The following is a 16,426-nucleotide window of genomic DNA, read 5'->3' on the forward strand; positions in this document are numbered from 1 at the left end:
TTTAGAAACTTTTATTATCAATCTTGTGAAAAATAAATAACAACAATGAAATACTCATATACTACCTCCTTCGGATCTTAGAGAATGTATAAACAATAAAATCTAAATCAGTCCTATCTTGATCCTGAAGAACAAATATTGTAATCTTTGAATCTAGAATCGGTGGTTTACTTTTCACTACCGCGATCTTAAAAAGTCGGTACATTCTTGGTATTTTTCATCTAGAAGCATGAGAAAACCGTTTTAAATATAGCTGTCCCAGTGTAGAGAAATATGACTGTGAAAAAAACTACGCCCATGATGGAGCAATGGCATCAATGCAAAGAGCAAGCTGGGGAGTCTCTTCTTCTCTTTCGCATGGGGGACTTCTATGAGGCTTTTTATGATGACGCAGTTGCTTTATCCAAACACCTAGATCTAACTCTCACTCAGAGACAGGGTATTCCTATGAGCGGGGTACCTGCAGCCAGCGTGGACGGATATATTGACCGACTTATAGCCAAAGGCTTTAAGGTTGCAGTAGCAGAGCAATTCGATAATGTCAAAGTGACGAAAGACAAGCCTGGTCCATTAGCCAGAGACTTACAGCGATTCGTTACTCCGGGCACTTTATTATCATCCACCTTACTACCAGAGAAGGCAAACAATTATATCGTATCCGTTAACCGAGTTGGAGCATTATTTGGTTTTTCTTGTCTTGATTTTTCTACCGGGACTTTTCTCTTACGAGAGTACGACCACCCCAAGGAACTTGTCGATGAAATTTGTCGTCTAGCCCCTACGGAAATCTTAAGCTGTGAGAAATTTTACAAAAAACACATAGAAATTATTACTCAAATTCAACAGCATTTAAAAGTGACCTTATCTTCCTATGCTGATTGGGCATTTGAACATCAATTTGCAACACAAAAACTATCTTCCCATTTTAAAGTATGTTCTTTAGATGGCTTTGGACTTAAGGGCCTAGTTCCTGCGATTAATGCTGCCGGAGCTTTGTTGTCATATATCCAAGATAAACTTCTTTTGCCAACTAACCACATCATGATCCCTAAACTTTATGGAGAGAGACAACGGCTTCTTATTGATACTGCATCTCAAATAAATTTAGAGCTTCTTTCTCCTATTCACGACCCTCAAGGTAAAAGTTCTCTTCTCCATGTCATGGAAAGAACGCTTACCCCTATGGGAGGTAGATTACTACGATCTACCTTAATTAATCCTTTCTATGACATTAATGAGATTATTCCACGTCAAGACGGTGTAGAATTTCTTTTAAATCGTTCTGAACTTAGAAAAAAATTACGGGACTACCTGTCACACATTCGTGATATTGAAAGATTATCTACCAAAATAACGACGTCAATTGCTGGCCCTAAAGATATCGGTGCTTTACGGGATTCCTTGAATTCTTGCGTACATATATGTGATCTACTCTCCGGAATTCCCTTACCCGAGTTTTTACAAGATAAGTTCTCTCTGACTACTGAAATTACTTCCCTAGTCAATCTACTGTCACGTGCCTTACTTGATGAACTTCCCTTAAGACTTTCTGATGGGAATATCTTTAAAGATGACTATCATACAGATATCAAGCATCTTCGCTATACCCAACAACATTCGAAAGAATGGTTGTGGGAATACCAAGAGAAGATTCGCATCACTACTGGCGTAAAAAAACTAAAAGTGTGTTACGCACAAGCTCTGGGCTATTATATAGAAGTACATAGTGAATTTGCACCCCTTCTTCCCAAAGAATTCATTCGTAGGCAATCTCGCTTACACGCTGAACGCTTTACTACCGAAGAACTTCAAAAGTTCCAAGACGATATGTCCAACGTCTCTGAAAAGCTTCAGACGTTGGAAACACAATTATTCAAGCACCTTTGCTCTCTAATCCTTGAGCATAGGAATAGTATTTTAGCATTATCAAAATCCATTGCAGATCTTGATTATATTGCTAGCCTTGCTGACTTAGCAGCGGAATATGATTATTGCCGCCCACTCGTAGATGAAAGTGACTATTTGCACATTGTAAAAGGAGTACATCCTGTCGCACAAACCCTATTAGACAAGGGAACGTTTATCCCTAACGACACTAAAATGCATAGTTCACGAACTCGTATGATCCTGCTCACTGGTCCCAATATGGCAGGAAAATCTACTTATATACGCCAAGTAGCTCTACTTGTGATCATGGCACAGATGGGTTCTTTTATCCCTGCTAAATCTGCACATATTGGTGTTATAGATAAAATTTTTACGCGCATAGGAGCGGGCGACAACTTGTCTAAAGGCATGTCTACCTTCATGGTGGAAATGGCAGAAACTGCCAATATTCTCCACAACTCAACAAACCGTTCCTTGGTAATTCTTGATGAAGTAGGTAGGGGTACAAGTACATACGACGGTTTAGCAATTGCCCAAGCAGTAGTCGAATACTTGCTCTTTACAGAAGAGAAAAAAGCTAAAACACTATTTGCCACTCACTATAAAGAACTTACCAACCTAGAAGCCCATTGTCCTCATGTTGAAAATTTCCACGCAGGAGTAAAAGAAAATGGTAGCCAACCCATTTTCCTATATGAAATTTTAAAAGGGCACTCTCAAAAAAGTTTTGGCATACATGTCGCAAAACTGGCGGGATTTCCCCTCTGTGTGGTATCCAGAGCTCAAAGTATCTTGCGACAATTAGAGGGCCCTGAATCCTCTCGTCCACAACCAGAAAGAGCTCAGCAGCTTACGCTATTTTAAGATTTTATGCATGTTAAGGATTTTTCTCCTAAACTAATACCCACTTCTGCAGGTGTTTATCTTATGAAGGATAGTAATGGAGAAGTTCTTTACGTAGGCAAAGCAAAAAATTTGCGTAATCGCCTAAGTTCTTATTTCCAAAAAGAGGCCATGCTTAATGAACGCATCCTCTTGGTCATGCAAAAGACCGAAGAAGTCGATACAATCTTGGTCTCTAATGAAACTGAGGCTCTCCTACTTGAAAACAATTTAATCAAGAAATACCGCCCAAAATATAATGTACTGTTAAAAGATGATAAGACATTCTTTTGTTTATCTATATCTCTGAAACATACTTGGCCTAGAATAGAAGCTGTTAGAACCAAATCTATCTCTTCTACTAAAAATCGAATTATTTTTGGACCATACGTTAGTTCCGATGCCTGTCGCACTCTTTTAGAAATAATCAACCAATGGTTCCCTCTGAGGACCTGTTCTGATAGAGAGTTCTCCATAAGAAAACGCCCATGTATCCTTTATGAAATGAAACGATGTTTGGGTCCTTGTGTAAACCTCTGTTCACACGAAGAGTATTCTGAAACTTTAGAAAAAGCCATCTTGTTTTTAAAAGGCGAAATCAACGAAGTCGTCGAAAGTTTAGAAATCTCCATACAGGAAGCTGCTAAGAAACAATTGTTCGAACAAGCCGAAATATATTATCGCACACTTAAACTAATTCGTCAGGCGATGGAGAAGCAGTGTGTTGAGAAACTACATTTCCATGACATTGATGCCATAGGATTATATCGGAAAACGCATGGAGCAACAATCACAGTACTAACAGTGCGATCGGGAAAACTTCTAGGAGCGCGGCATTTTGGTTTCACCGAGAATGCACAAGAAGACGTAGACTTACTAAGTTCCTTTTTATTACAATATTACAGCAACAACCCACAAGTTCCTCAAGAGATTCTCCTGCCTACTCCCCTAGACAATCCCGAACTCCCACAACTACTCAATAAAGCGAAACCTCCCCGCCTACTCTTTCCCAAAAAGGGCTATGGAAAAACGCTCTTACGTCTAGCATATAATAACTCTAAGGCACATGCCGAAACATCTACTGATCAACGTATTCCTTACGAGGAAATGAAAGAAATTCTTAAGATTTCTAGATATCCTTCCAGGATCGAGTGTTATGACAACGCTCATTTTCAAGGTATCCACGGTGTAGGCGTATATGTTGTTTTCGAAAACAATACTTGGATATATAAAGATTACCGAACTTTTTCCCTTTCTTCGAGCAATAATGATATTGCCAGCTTAAAAGAAGTTCTCCTCCATAGATTTACAAACCTAACATCTAATCTACCCGACATGATCGTAATTGATGGAGGATACTCTCAATATACCCAAGCAAAAAAAATATTAAGAGAATTAAATTTGACAGGTATAGAAATCGTATCCTTAGCCAAAGAAGCAAGCAACCACAGCGGTTCTCTAACAAAGGAACGGTTATTTTGCGACGAATTTCCTAAAGGCATTAACTTGTCACCCAAGTCGAAACTATTACAATTTTTCCAATATTTGCGAGACGAGGCTCACAGATTTGCAATTAGTAGATATCGCAAAAAACATGCCAAAGCTACTTTGTGTCCTGAACATAAAATTCCAGGAATTGGAAAAATAAAAAGGATGAGATTGTTACAGAGATGTAAGAGTTGGAAACGCGTGATGGAAGCCTCAGCTGAGGAACTTTCTTCCATTCAAGGTATTACACAGAAAGACGTTAAGGCAATATACGAGTACAAGAGGGCTATAGAAAAACGACTAAATTTTCCGCGAGAAAAATAACACCGTCCCCTGATCCGTTAGCTGGATAGGGGACATTTTTCTAGTGACAACTTTTGACTTATCCTTCAATTTCCTTTGTCTCTTCTAAAAAATCTTCAGCAGAAGGTAGATCGGCCACGCTTAATTCCTCGACTTCTTCTTCACTTTCAACAGGATCCTTTGGTTGAGTTAAACCTTTGATAATCACATGTACTGCGGCGACATGTAACCCTGTATATTCTGATATTTCCGAAACAATACATCCTTGAATTTCTTCAGTTTTCTCAGGGATGGAAACACCGTAATCAACATTTACCTCCACACGGACTTTGACTAGATGATTCTTAGTATCTTGTTCTACATAGATCCCTTTCATTCTCTCGATGTCTCTACCGAATAGAGTATCTATTAAATTTCCCCCTAATAAGGAAACCCCATTAATTTTAGCTAAACAATGCAAAATAATTACTTGAATAACTCGAGTTTCTATATCACGGCTGAATACAGTTTCAGGAAATTCAATCTCTTTTACATCTAGTTTTAAATTTTGCTTGTCCATATTCCTCCTATCTGCCTATTTAGCTAGCGAGAAATACTCACCATAGAAATAATAGGCGCTAGTGACTAGTCTAATAGCGAAGCGGTTAATATGCTACCCTCAATACTTCCTATTTCTTTTTTCCTATTCTATATTCTCCTAGGTATTGCTACTTCTTACATAGCAATCAAAAAGAATAGAAACCCTATAGGATGGTTCATAGGGGGAGCATTGTTTGGTATTTTCGCTATCTTGATCCTTTGTATGCTTCCTTCGATCAATTCTAAAGACAATCCTAATAATTCCTCTTTATCCACGGATGATGGGGAACCTATGGATAATACTTTCCAGGAAATTCTAGAAAATTCCAGCTCGTCTTCAACAAATCTTTTAAATATTTCTACAGAACGATGGTTTTACTTGGATTCTGAAAGACGAAATGTCGGGCCATTAACAACTGAGCGCCTATTAGCATTCCTTCAAGAGGAAAATACGCATAACCAGGCAAACAATGGACCAGGAGACATTTGGGTTTGGAGGAAGGGAATGTCGGAATGGAAGAAAGTCAAAGACGTATCTGAACTGCGCGAGGCTCTCAAAATACTTAAATAGAAGAAAGACAGGACACCCGAAACTATGAAAATTTTAGATACAAGGATGTCCTGATCGTCTTGAAGGCATAAAAAATCTGGATCACTACCAGCTCGCCTTAACAACTCCGGGGATCTCTCCCATAGAAGCCATTTGACGGAAACAAATTCTAGAAATAGCAAATTTTCTTAAGTACCCACGAGGACGTCCTGTCAACAAGCATCTATTATGTAGACGGGCTGGCGAGGTATCTCTTCTCATTTTATTAAGGGCCAAACGAGCAGCTTCCTTCTCTTCTTCACTCGCAGTTAGACTCTTAGCGATCTTACGAAGCTCCTCTCTCTTCTTAAAATTTTTTTCTACCAATTGTCGACGTTTAACTTCTCTAGCTACTGCTGATTTCTTCGCCATGCGTTCTTACCTAAACTTTTAAATATTACTTTTTACGCGCAGGCCCTGCTTGGCGTTGCTTACGATTGGGATCCTTCTTGTTGATGACATAAAGACGCCCCTTACGACGGACGAGTTTATCCCCCTTAGAAGGGTCTGCTTTAATTGATGAACTTACTTTCATGATAACTATACCTTGATAAACCCTGCTTATGAGCAAGGAAGCACTCTAAACCACAGGATATCGCTAAAAGGAACCAATTTAATCGCTTTTGTACTTTTTGACAATAGGAGACTGAGGGGAAATAAGTAGCTTTTTAAGATAGAAATAAGAATTTTCTTGTTCTCTTGATCTTTATTGTCACTATCTTATAAACTCTCGGGGAGTTCTCTCTGGCTTAATTTTAGGCTAACTAGGAGACTGTAAGAACCATAAGAGGGTACTATGAAACGAACTTACCAACCCAGCAAAAGAAAACGCAGAAATTCTGTCGGGTTCCGTGCTCGTATGGCAACTAAGAACGGGAGAAATGTTCTCAACCGTCGTCGTCGACATGGTAGACATAATTTAATTGATCTGTAAAAAAAAATGATCCCGTGCAACGCTTGACTCTACCAAAATGTGCTCGCGTATTAAAAAGGAAGCAGTTTGTTCATATCACGCGTTCTGGTTTTTCTTCCCAAGGTAGTCAGGTCGTTTTTTATGTCGCTCCCTTGCGTCACCATACCTCCTGTAAGTTAGGAATAACTGTATCTAAAAAGTTCGGTAAAGCACATAAAAGGAACTACTTTAAACGACTCGTTCGAGAAGCTTTCCGACAGACACGTCATGCCTTACCTGCCTGTCAAATAGTGGTTATGCCTAAAAGGGATAAACGTTTGCCTGAATTTAAGACCTTATTGATAGATTTCTCTCAACACATTCCCGAAATAGTTGTGAAAATGTCTCGCCATAAATCTATGACTGGTGGCGGATATAATCTAAAGAATGCGAAATGTGTGAACGCACTTCCTTAGGGGCCTTTTCAAAGGCTACTTCAGCATGTTCTAGGGCATTTTGCCATTGATCAGATTCCAGATAAAATTGTGCTATCATCATCTCGATTCTCCATACATTCTCCTTGTCTTCTTGACCAAACTGAGTCAGATATGCTTCTAGGGGAGCTATAACTTCACTTATATCCTGACGTACTCCCTCTTGTGACCTTTTTGCTAACTCTTGAAATTCAATCAAAGCAACAGTGAAATATGTATGTTTCTCGTTTTTGATATCTTTATTTAACAAACGCTTTTTCACTTTCTGACATTCCTCTGAATCCATTTTCCCAGATTCCACAAGAAGACGGAACTTCTCCGATAAGAAGAAATAATCATCCTCTCGAACGCCTATTTCCAAAGCATTTGCCATAAAATCTTTTCTAGAAATTTCCTCGGATAAACGATAGTACCTCTGTAATTCTTGCATTGATAGGCTAGAAATCACCGGTAATGCCTTGTTCAAAGAATTATCTACCTCTACCACATGAGAAAGAATATCGCCTAACTTACCCCCTGTTTCATTTCCAAAAGAACCAAGTTTATAAATTTCTTTCCCTTGGGAAGACAACAAAAGTAAACAAGGAAATTCATCTATCCTAAATTGGGATTTCAATTTAGCATTCTGCTCACGTAAAGCATCGACTTGTTGACGATATTTCGGAAAATCGACCTCTACACAGACAAACTTATCAGCTACCTTTTCGGAAAACTCTATCGAAGATAAAACTTCATTTCTAATTTTCATACAAGAGCCGTTCCAGTCAGATCCGCAAAAGAATAATAGCATAGGAAGATTGCTAGCCCTACTCTTTTCGACAGCCTCTTGATAATCAACATGCCAAACAATACGGGATGTATTTTCTACGCTCCTACCATGAGCACAAAGCGAACTAGTTACGAAAAATAATGAGGATAGCAGTTTCAGTTGCTTAAAAGAACATCTCTTCAGACTCTGCAACAGGATCATGGCTTTCCCCTCCTTTTCCCTAATCATAGGACGCAACTGGTTCTATTTAGGCCTCTCCAGCAGGTCTAGGACATGCTTCCGGCCACTCTTGTGGTATAATCTTTTTTTTATTAAAACGAAATAAAAAACACAGATCCCATCTGTAGACTAGGGCTGGAGGATCTATAAAAATCTTTATATTGTTGTATTTTACTGACTTTTTGTAGAGGGATAATCTAGAAAATACTAAAAACTTTTAGTGTATAAATAAGACAAATCAAATAGTAAATTCTCAAAGAATTGTTTGTGGACTCTATCTTAGGGACAAAGTTATTCCATTAACAGTAGATTTTTAGTAGAATTTCGCGCAGAAATCTCCTAAATCAAAGACAACGAGAAACGTGCTCATATATAACCTTAGAAAAATTCTTAAGTTATCAAAATATACGTAGATTTCTGCTTTTGTTTCTTTCTCGAACAGACCGGAGAATTGGTCATAATTTTAAACTGAGAATTATTACATGATACAACCACGCGAAACTCTATATCTTTATAATACAGCTTCAAGAAAAAAAGAAATTTTCTCCCCAGCACATGATCCCGTGAGACTGTATACATGTGGTCCAACAGTGTATCACTATGCGCACGTGGGTAATTTTCGTACCTATATTTTTGAAGATCTACTGAAACGTACGCTATTATTTTTGGGATACTCAGTTAAACATGTCATGAATATTACTGATGTGGATGATAAAACCATCTCGGGAGCAACGAAACATAAAGTCTCCCTTAACGAATATACAGCTCCCTATATACAAGCATTTTTCGAAGATTTATCTACGCTGAATATCTTAAAAGCCGATCATTATCCCTATGCGACTCACTATATCCCTCAGATGATCGAAGCCATTCAGGATCTCCTTTCACAAGGTATTGCTTACATTGGTCAAGATCGCTCCGTTTATTTCTCTATAGAAAAGTTTCCCACTTATGGAAAGTTATCGCATTTAAATATCCGGGATCTCAAATGTGGCTCTCGAGTATCTTGTGACGAATATGATAAGGATAACTTGTGCGATTTTGTTCTTTGGAAAAAATACGATGCGAATCGAGATGGTACGATTTATTGGGATAGTCCCTTTGGTAAAGGTCGCCCTGGATGGCATCTTGAGTGTTCTATCATGTCTATGCAACTATTAGGTGACTCTATTGACATCCATGCTGGCGGAGTAGATAACATTTTCCCACATCATGAGAATGAAATTGCACAGTCAGAGTCCTTATCAAAACAACCTTTTGTTCGCTACTGGCTACACTCCGAACACCTACTAGTTGATGGTAAGAAGATGTCTAAAAGCTTGGGCAACTTTTTTACACTAAGAGACTTATTAAACCAAGGATTCAACGGAGCAGAAGTACGGTATATGCTCTTACAAAGCCACTATCGCACACAATTAAACTTTACTGAAGAGGGCTTGTTAGCCTGCCGTCAAGCATTAAAACGACTGGGTGATTTTATTTCTCGTCTAAATGACCCTTATCCTATTGAATCTAGTATATCGTCAAAAACTTCTGTTTGTATCTCTCAATTTATGCACTCTTTCCGTAGGTCTTTAGCAAATGACTTAAACGTCGCGTCCGCGTTGTCACATCTTTTCGATTTTATGCACCACATAAATACTTTCATTGATCTAGGAAACTTCTCACAAAATGATGCAGATCAAGTGCTTAGCAAGCTAAATACCGTGAACCAAGTACTTGGCGTACTTCCATTGTCTCGAGAAACAATTATTCCTGAAGAAATCCAGATACTGGTACACGAAAGAGAAAAGGCCCGTACAAACAGAGACTGGAAACAAGCAGACGCTCTCAGGGACAAAGTTGCAGCATTAGGTTTCACCATTGAAGATACGAAGTCTGGTCCTAAGATTAGGTCTCACTAGCTGTTCTTGCTTCAATCTTTTTCATAACTGGGAAATAAAGAACGTCGCGGATGGAAGCCGCATCAGTAAGGATCATTACCAGACGATCAATACCGATACCAAATCCTCCTGCTGGCGGCATACCCTGACACAATGCCTCCAAGAACTCTTCATCAATTGGATGATACTCGCTATCCGGATTTAAAGCTTTCTTGTGCATCTGTTCTTCTAATAATTCTCTTTGTTTAATTGGATCATTTAACTCAGAATAAGCATTACAGAGTTCCTTTCCTAAACAAAAGGTTTCAAAGCGTTCAACAAATGCTACGTCTCCAGAACGAAGAGTTTTGCATAGTGGTGTAGTTTCTAAAGGATGGTCAGTAATATGATGGGGGGCTATTAATTTATCACAAACTAACTCATCAAATAACAAAGCTATCAAAGATCCTCTTGTAGCTGTCGTGAAAGATTCTGGAGGTAAAGAAGTTTTATCTCTAAGAATATTTCTAAGTTCATGATCACTATGAAGATCTATGTCTACCTGACCATATACTTTAATGCTATCTTTCATGGTCATACGAATCCAAGGAGCCTTAAAATCTACAGTTTGAGGACCCTGCTTTAAATGAGAATAGGTGAGTACCGTACTGCCGTTGTTCACAGACATAACTAAATATTCGATCAAATTCTCTACAAAAGTCATTACACTATGATAATCTATATAAGCTGCATAAGCTTCTAGCATCGTAAACTCAGGATTGTGCGTCCTATCAATACCTTCATTCCTGAATACCTTACCGATTTCATAAATACGTGGAGTCCCTCCAACAAGAATTTTTTTCAAAGAAATTTCTAAAGAAATCCTTAAGAACATATCAGCATGTAAAGCATTTAATGTAGTGGTAAATGGAGTTGCTTCAGCCCCTCCATAAATCGTCTGTAGTATAGGAGTCTCAACTTCCAAGAAACCTTGATTATCCATGTACTGACGAATCAACTTAAGGATACGACTTCTCTGTAAAAAGGTCTTTCGGACATCATGCGAGGAAATCAAGTCTAACCAACGCTTACGATAGCGTATTTCCTTGTCGCTTAATCCAGAGTGTTTATCAGGTAAAGAAAGTAACGATTTACACAAAAGAGTCACGACTTCTACCAGAACCGTCAGCTCACCAGAATGTGTAAAAAACAAATATCCCTCTATTCCAAGGATGTCTCCCAAATCTAATTTTTTCTCAATAAACTTGATAGGCGTGATATCAGCATCCTTAGATAGACCCGATACGGAAGAAAAATCACGATTGAACATCACTTGGATTTTCTGGTCATTATCAAGAATTTGTCCGAAGGCGTTTTTCCCCATCGAGCGGAACAGCAACAATCTACCTGCTATTTTCACTTTAGGTGTTTTACGTTGAGTAGCATCTTCACTATTACCCAAAGGCTGAGAAAGATAAGAGCTCTTGACATCTGCTATACTGGTGACACCCGGGAATTCGTAGGGATAGGGAGGGACATTAAGATCAGAGATTTCTTTAAGTTTACAACTTCTTTGAAGAAAATCCTCATTCTGTAAATATTCGGCATCCCCTGACATCATCCCCTCAATACATAACTAATGGTTTACAATTATAAGAGAAGCGATAGATAACACAAGTACTGACATTATCCATCGCTAATGCGAGATGAGATTTTCTCAAAAACTACAAAAAAGAGAAATGATTTCTTGCCTAGGCCTAGATCTTTCAGGAAAAAATATGCTTTTACAAGGTCTAGAAGAACTCTACTAATCCTTCATATTAAGTGAAGTCTTTACTTTTTCAACATAATTGATGCCACCGCCGTACTCAAATCCCATCCTAGCCAATTCTTTCCCTGAACTATTGATAAATACCAAAGTTGGGAAACCACTCACACCATATTTTGATTTCAACCTTTGATTTTGCTCTTTAATCTCCTGAGGTAGATTATTTGGCTGTGGGAAATCTATGTCTACTAAGTGTAAATTTGCATTGGCAAACTTTACGAAAGTAGGATCTGATAGGATCTGCTCGTGCATTTTCATACACCATATGCACCAATTAGATCCTGTAAAGAATAAACCAATGGGTTTACCATCATCCTTTGCCTTATTCACAGCAGCTGTGTAGGATTCCCAATTTATTGATAATGCCTGTGCGCTGCTGATAACCTGCGGTGCTACTTCGCTTCGATGCATACGCTTTTTTGCTGCACAGCAAGGTAAAGTACACAATAAACATAAGGTTAATATACTTCCCTGTAACCAACGTGTCATGCTGAACCTCAAAAAACACTAGATAAAATTTTTCCAATTACAAACGTGTATTATCTTATTTTTTATAAAACGCAAAGATAATCTTTATGAATAAGAAGATAGATGAATAAATTACAGGCACCTACTATAGTGGGTGCTTAGGTATATCTGTCACAAATGTATATACTACAATGAAGGAAATAGATTCACAGCTAGCTGATCTTTGCCTAGAGATTATTAGTCGATATAGTAACCAGTACTATCCGAATTTAGCTCAACTTACTTCTATACACTTTTTAAAGCAGCAGAATGTCGATGTTAAAAAAAATGTGCCCCAAACATGCACAAACGAAACGTCCAAACCATCTGAGAATACTCCCTTATTTTTTAGCCCTACGTCTCTCCACCCGACAACTACTTTGCCCCAGATAGACTCCCCCCCCCCTCAAAGAAAAAAATCTTCTTGGGATCTTGTGCCCATGCATCCCGATGAATCGCTTCAAGAAATTCTTAAAATACATTACACCTGTTTGAAGCAATACGTTATACCAGACAAAGTGAATGTCCCTTGTCGAATTTTTGCTCAAGAAGATGAAGAAGAAGAAATCCTGTTCTGTAATCGTTTAGCAAAAGTTCTAACACGACAGCTTTTCCCAACACGACTGTCTTTGTTTTCTAAACCTGAGAGTGTATTTAAAAATATAAATGATTCTTCTTTATTTTTAATTCCTATAATAGCAGCAAATTACAAATTTGTTAATGCGCAATACCACAATACTTTTATTGAACATGGGAAAATTTGGCTTCCAATGTACTCTTGTGCATACTACGAGAATGATATACAATTAAAACGAGATTTATGGGCCATTCTGAGCAACCAACCTTTCGCCTATACGCAGAAGTAATTGTCAGCTCTAATATTAGCAAAACGTTAGACTACGGAGTACCGGAAGAACTCGAATATATCACTCAAGGAACCGGGGTACGTGTTCCCTTACGGGGAGCTCAAAAATATGGTATAGTTAAGCAAATTAAAAATTCCTCTTCTTGTACACAGGTTTTGCCGATTTTAAGTGTTATTGATTCAGGAATTGTTATACCAAAAGAGCTATTAAATCTTGTTCTATGGATGAGCCAGTATTATTTTTGCCCTTTGGGGAAAACATTACGCCTTGTCCTTCCAAGTATTTCCTCCGGGATTATCCAACCTAGACAAATACAAAAAGTAGTATTGAAGTTAAACAAAACAAAAACACGTAAGCTAATAAATGATTTAGAGAAACGCAACCCCGCCCAAGCTAAAGTATTAGAGTTCTTATTGTCACGGGAGAGTCCACCTACAACGACCACTTTGCTTGAACAAGTGAAGGTATCTCAATCTCCAATATATTCACTACAAAAACTTGGGATTCTAGAACTTGTAAATTCTTCTAATTTAGAAACTCAAGAAGAATGTTTAGATTTTTTCCGTCCAGATTCATATGAACTAACCTCTTATCAAGAACTAGCCATAAATAAAATTTGCTTTTCCTTGTCTTCTGGTAAATTTCAAACACATCTACTTTTCGGGGTAACAGGAAGCGGGAAAACAGAAGTCTACTTTCAAGCTATTCGTAAGGCCAGAGAATTAGGTAAAAGCGTAATCTTCCTTGTCCCAGAGATTGCTCTCACGATACAAACTATTACTCTATTCCAAGCGCATTTTGGGAAAGAAGTTGGAATTCTTCACCACAAGCTTAATGAAAGTACTAGGAATCAAACGTGGAGAGACGCATCTAGTGGTCGCCTTCACATTATTATAGGCCCACGATCTGCCCTATTCTGTCCACTGAAAAACCTTGGGTTAATCATAGTGGATGAAGAACACGATACTGCCTATAAACAAAGTGATCTTAATCCTTGCTACCACGCACGCGATGTCGCAGTTATGAGAGGGAAATTAGCTAATGCAACTGTAATTTTAGGTAGTGCTACTCCTAGTATAGAAAGCTATACAAACGCATTATCTAAGAAATATAACCTGTTAGAGCTGCCTAAAAAAGCCGTTGCTACCTGTCCTCCTCAAGTAACATTGATAGATATGAATGTAGAGAGAGAAAAAACAAAAACCAAAACTCTATTTTCTCAGCAAGTTCTTAAAGGTATCGTAGAACGAGTAGAACGAGGAGAACAAACTTTAATTTTTTTTAATCGTCGTGGGTATCATACTAATATTACCTGTCTGTCTTGCCACCACACATTGAAATGTTCACGATGCGACATAGTATTGACATACCACAAGGATGATAACATCCTACTCTGCCATTTATGTAATTTCTCCTACAAAGATATACAAACTACATGCCCTGAATGTCGTGGGAACCTCACACTGCAATATCGAGGCACGGGCACTGAAAAAATTGAGAAATGTTTACAAACTATTTTGCCTAAGATTCGTACAATACGCATAGATTCGGATACTACAAAATCTCGTGGTAGTCATGAGGTCCTACTAAAACAATTTGCAACAGGCAAAGCCGATGTTCTAATTGGCACACAAATGATTGCTAAGGGGATGCATTTCCCTAATGTCACCTTAGCAATTATCCTGAATAGTGATTCTGGACTATATATTCCTGATTTTCGAGCCTCAGAACATGTATTTCAACTTATTACCCAAGTTATGGGTCGCTCTGGAAGAAGCTATCTTCCAGGGGAAATTTTCATTCAATCTTTTCTCCCTTCTAATAAAACTATCACCTGTGCTCTAGAACAAAACTATTCCAAATTTTATGAGCAAGAGATACCCGGGCGCAAAGTATGCTGTTACCCACCATTCGTACGACTAGTACGCTGTATTTTCATCGGGAGATGCGCAAAACTAACCCTAAAAGAAACTCAACGTATACACGAAACTTTAAAAAACACTCTTCGTGAACAAGGAAAATTGCTCCCTGTTTCTCCTTGTGGTCATTTCAAAGTAAAGGACACTTTTCGCTATCAGTTTCTTATTAAAAGCAAACACATCCTCTCCGTAAACCGTGCACTTCACGAAGCACTACTTTCTATAAAACTTTCATCAAAAGTAAAGTTTGTGATTGATGTCGATCCTGTCACTACATTTTTCTAAAATATCCATGAGAATATCAATTTCTCGTATTGTATTATAAGCATGCAAATTGACACGTAAAAGAGGCGAACTTATAAAATTAATTTGTCCTACATAAATTTGAGACTGACGTAATGTCTCAGCTATGTATTGTATATCACCCTTAACTGTTATGGGTTGTACGCATCCTAAAGATGCTGAAGGATAACGATTAGAAAAATGTCTTTGCAAAACACTCAACCGATAACGAGCCTGCTCGCCTTCTTTAGGTAAAAGATTGTAGGCAGCATCTATTGTTAACAAGATATAAGGAGGTAGGGCTGTAGAATATCGCAATGGAGGAGAGGTACTTAATAATTCTTTTCTCACTGTATCTGACGATAAAATTGCAGCACCAATGGAACCCATTGCTTTGCTGTATGTTACAAGAACCGCATAGAAATTGTCATATCCAAATTCAGAACATATTCCTTTTCCCTGATCACCAAAAATCCCCATAGCATGGGCTTCATCAACAATTAAATGTGCATGATATTTTTTTGCTAATATCAATAGCTCAGCAATAGGAGCTTGCGTTCCTAAAAAAGAATAAATAGAGCAGACAAAAATAAAAATACGCCCCGAAGATATAGAGCGGTAATGAGATAAAAGAGATTCCAAATGATTAACATCATTATGACGGAATGACTGGTGCCTGCCAGATATTACCGGCAATCCCTTTACCAAAGATATATGAACAGACTCGTCCCACAGCAACACATCAGTTTCTCGAGAAATATGATAACAAAATCCTAGATTTGCCATATAACCGTTGTGAGCTAGGAAAGCTGAAGGACACCCGTGATAACGAGCTATCTTATTCTCTAGAGACTCTAGAAGTTCGGATGAACCTAGTACTGATCTAGAGCCTCCAAATCCTGATTGGGTATGTGGAGCTTTCTGACAATAAGCAAGATAATTGTTCACAACTACATTTGAGAGAGCGTCAGAACGACAAAAACCTAAAAAATCATTAGTAATAAAATCTATTGGATTCGGATTAGCCAAAAAATCCCCCGAGATATCAAACAAAGTAGAT

General features: G+C 38.2%; 15 protein-coding genes. 8 read left to right on the forward strand and 7 right to left on the reverse strand.

The window, feature by feature from the left end; translation table 11 throughout:
- The first annotated feature begins 273 nt into the window (after positions 1–273).
- Positions 274–2,751, forward strand: coding sequence for a DNA mismatch repair protein MutS (mutS, locus tag H359_RS04295; protein WP_021119612.1), 2,478 nt, complete (start codon positions 274–276; stop codon positions 2,749–2,751).
- A gap of 6 nt (positions 2,752–2,757) precedes the next feature.
- The gene (uvrC, locus tag H359_RS04300) at positions 2,758–4,581 is read left to right on the forward strand and encodes an excinuclease ABC subunit UvrC (RefSeq protein ID WP_020370534.1); all 1,824 of its coding nucleotides are present in this window, start codon (positions 2,758–2,760) and stop codon (positions 4,579–4,581) included.
- Positions 4,582–4,639: 58 nt separating this feature from the next.
- Here the strand turns inward: uvrC and H359_RS04305 are convergent, their stop codons facing one another.
- A complete protein-coding gene (locus tag H359_RS04305; protein WP_020370535.1) occupies positions 4,640–5,119 on the reverse strand; it encodes an Asp23/Gls24 family envelope stress response protein in 480 nt (159 codons plus the stop codon).
- Positions 5,120–5,209: 90 nt separating this feature from the next.
- On the opposite strand from H359_RS04305, the gene H359_RS04310 reads away from it, so the two are divergent.
- Positions 5,210–5,710 carry a DUF4339 domain-containing protein gene (locus H359_RS04310; protein ID WP_020370536.1) on the forward strand — a complete coding sequence of 167 codons (501 nt, stop codon included), beginning with the start codon at positions 5,210–5,212 and terminating at the stop codon, positions 5,708–5,710.
- A gap of 84 nt (positions 5,711–5,794) precedes the next feature.
- Here the strand turns inward: H359_RS04310 and rpsN are convergent, their stop codons facing one another.
- Positions 5,795–6,100 (reverse strand): 30S ribosomal protein S14, encoded by a 306-nt coding sequence (gene rpsN / locus H359_RS04315; protein ID WP_020370537.1) that lies wholly within the window; start codon positions 6,098–6,100, stop codon positions 5,795–5,797.
- Positions 6,101–6,125: 25 nt separating this feature from the next.
- Positions 6,126–6,263: a 50S ribosomal protein L36 gene (rpmJ, locus tag H359_RS04320; RefSeq protein ID WP_011006789.1), complete on the reverse strand. Its 138-nt coding sequence runs from the start codon at positions 6,261–6,263 to the stop codon at positions 6,126–6,128.
- Positions 6,264–6,524: 261 nt separating this feature from the next.
- On the opposite strand from rpmJ, the gene rpmH reads away from it, so the two are divergent.
- Together rpmH and rnpA are read left to right on the forward strand one after the other, a co-directional pair.
- Positions 6,525–6,662: a 50S ribosomal protein L34 gene (gene rpmH / locus H359_RS05110; RefSeq protein ID WP_081031111.1), complete on the forward strand. Its 138-nt coding sequence runs from the start codon at positions 6,525–6,527 to the stop codon at positions 6,660–6,662.
- Positions 6,663–6,676: 14 nt separating this feature from the next.
- Complete coding sequence (gene rnpA, locus H359_RS05115) at positions 6,677–7,096, forward strand: ribonuclease P protein component (RefSeq protein WP_081031112.1); 420 nt, start codon at positions 6,677–6,679, stop codon at positions 7,094–7,096.
- Here rnpA and H359_RS04325 read toward each other — a convergent pair.
- Positions 7,038–8,084 carry a thioredoxin family protein gene (locus H359_RS04325; RefSeq protein ID WP_020370538.1) on the reverse strand — a complete coding sequence of 349 codons (1,047 nt, stop codon included), beginning with the start codon at positions 8,082–8,084 and terminating at the stop codon, positions 7,038–7,040. The two genes, rnpA and H359_RS04325, sit on opposite strands and share 59 nt — an antisense overlap.
- Before the next feature lie 500 nt (positions 8,085–8,584).
- Between H359_RS04325 and cysS the strand changes: the two genes are divergently transcribed.
- On the forward strand, positions 8,585–10,006 hold the full coding sequence (cysS, locus tag H359_RS04330; protein WP_020370539.1) for a cysteine--tRNA ligase: 1,422 nt from the start codon (positions 8,585–8,587) through the stop codon (positions 10,004–10,006).
- Here cysS and lysS read toward each other — a convergent pair.
- A complete protein-coding gene (gene lysS, locus H359_RS04335; protein ID WP_020370540.1) occupies positions 9,993–11,582 on the reverse strand; it encodes a lysine--tRNA ligase in 1,590 nt (529 codons plus the stop codon). The two genes, cysS and lysS, sit on opposite strands and share 14 nt — an antisense overlap.
- Before the next feature lie 189 nt (positions 11,583–11,771).
- On the reverse strand, positions 11,772–12,281 hold the full coding sequence (gene dsbH / locus H359_RS04340; RefSeq protein WP_020370542.1) for a disulfide reductase DsbH: 510 nt from the start codon (positions 12,279–12,281) through the stop codon (positions 11,772–11,774).
- 170 nt (positions 12,282–12,451) lie between these two features.
- Between dsbH and H359_RS04345 the strand changes: the two genes are divergently transcribed.
- Positions 12,452–13,165 (forward strand): hypothetical protein, encoded by a 714-nt coding sequence (locus H359_RS04345; protein ID WP_020370543.1) that lies wholly within the window; start codon positions 12,452–12,454, stop codon positions 13,163–13,165.
- The gene (priA, locus tag H359_RS04350; RefSeq protein WP_020370544.1) at positions 13,120–15,369 is read left to right on the forward strand and encodes a replication restart helicase PriA; all 2,250 of its coding nucleotides are present in this window, start codon (positions 13,120–13,122) and stop codon (positions 15,367–15,369) included. The genes H359_RS04345 and priA overlap by 46 nt, the downstream gene beginning before the upstream one ends.
- Here priA and H359_RS04355 read toward each other — a convergent pair.
- Entirely contained in the window at positions 15,319–16,395 is a 1,077-nt protein-coding gene (locus H359_RS04355) for an aminotransferase class I/II-fold pyridoxal phosphate-dependent enzyme (RefSeq protein ID WP_035392393.1), read from the reverse strand. The two genes, priA and H359_RS04355, sit on opposite strands and share 51 nt — an antisense overlap.
- Positions 16,396–16,426 lie beyond the last annotated feature (31 nt).

Origin of the sequence: Chlamydia ibidis 10-1398/6, assembly GCF_000454725.1 — a bacterium.
In the GTDB taxonomy this organism is placed as follows: domain Bacteria; phylum Chlamydiota; class Chlamydiia; order Chlamydiales; family Chlamydiaceae; genus Chlamydia; species Chlamydia ibidis.